Below are 1,489 nucleotides of genomic sequence, written 5' to 3'. Positions count from 1 at the left end.
CTTGGCTCACAGAACGACATGGCTACGATCCGACTTCCGTCGGGCCGGCGCAGGCGCCCGCCCCGCTGGCGCGGCCGCTGCGTCCCTACTGGCAGCCGCGCTCCGCGGTGTTCTGGGTGTACGTCGCGGGGCTGCTGGCCGGGCTGGGCTACCTCGCGCTGCACCTGGTGCGCCAGGTGTTGTTCACGGCCGCCGGGGTCGTGGTCGCGCTGCCGGTGATCCTGATCGCCGCGGCGCTCGTGGGCGTGATCATCGCGGCGCTGGACGTCTCGCGCGTACGGGTCCTGTCCGCCGCCGTGCTCGCGCTGGCCTGGGGTGGGATCGCGGCGACCGGCATGGCGATGTTCATCAACGGGCTCGCCGGCGTGGCGATCAACGACGTGCTGGACGATCCGGCCTCGGCGCGGTGGAACGCCGCGATCGCGGGCCCCGTCGACGAGGAGACGCTCAAGGCCGTGGGCGTGCTGCTGATCCTGGTGCTGTTCCGCGCCGAGATCCGCCGGCCGCTGCAGGGCTTCGTGGTGGGCGCGTGCGTGGGGCTGGGGTTCCAGATCCTCGAGAACATCACCTACGCCTCGACCCTCGCCATCAAGGACGCGCAGTCCGACGTCGGCGGTGCGCTGCTGGTCTCGGGGGTGCGCGCGGTCACGGGCTTCCAGTCGCACTGGGTGTACACCGGGATCTACGGCGTGGGGTTGACGGTGCTGCTGCACCGCGGCACCCGCTCGCGGGGGGCCGCGGCCGCCACGGCGGTCGGCTTCGGCGTCATCGCCTACCTCCTGCACTGCTGGTGGAACGCGCCGGGACCCGACTCGGCCGGCGTCACTCTGCTACTGATCCTGTTCAAGGCCGTCGTCACTCTCGCGATCCTCGCGGCGCTGTGGGCGTGGATGGTGGTCGATCAGCGGCGTTGGCTGGCAGCCATGCCCACCGACCCCGTCGCGCTCGCGTTGGCGCCGCCACCCGAGCTCGCGGCGCTGCGTACCGGCGCCACGCGGCGCGATGCCGTGCGGCTGATCGGCTACCGGTGGGGCCCGGCCTACGCCGACGTCGCCCGGCGGCGGCAGCGGTGGCTGCTGCGGGAGCTCTCCCGCCGGGCCTGAGCACCTCGTTCATCGGAACACCACCGACAGCGGCGACGTGAGGGCGGCGGCGGCCACCGCGTGCGCCTCGTCCTCACCCATCGCGAGCATCGCCACCCGCCCGCGGGTGCCCGTCGTGCCGGTCGCTGCGCCCGGCGCCACGGCGACCACCGCCCCCCGCGCGAGTACCTGCGGTCGCCCATCGTCGTGCGCGCGGCGCTGCGCCACGACGTCGACGGTGTCGCCGGGCCGCAGCAGGTCCATGACCGCGGCGTCGGACAGCGCCACGGGGACCAGCCGCGCCCCCGCCCGCAGCTGCCCTGCGGTCCGGTCGGTCAGCAGGCGCCGAGACGTCAGCCATTCGCCGGGCGCGACGGGGCCGGTCACCGTGCGCCCGGCGAATGGCT

1 pseudogene is annotated in these 1,489 nt (G+C 74.3%); it reads right to left on the bottom strand.

What is annotated here, in order from left to right:
* Positions 1–1,112: 1,112 nt before the first annotated feature.
* A pseudogene (locus ABD908_RS27295) lies at positions 1,113–1,489 on the bottom strand (SAF domain-containing protein); the annotation flags it as partial.

It is taken from the genome of Tsukamurella soli (assembly GCF_039541155.1).
GTDB lineage: Bacteria > Actinomycetota > Actinomycetes > Mycobacteriales > Mycobacteriaceae > Tsukamurella > Tsukamurella soli.
This window is presented reverse-complemented; position numbering and strand designations above follow the sequence as displayed.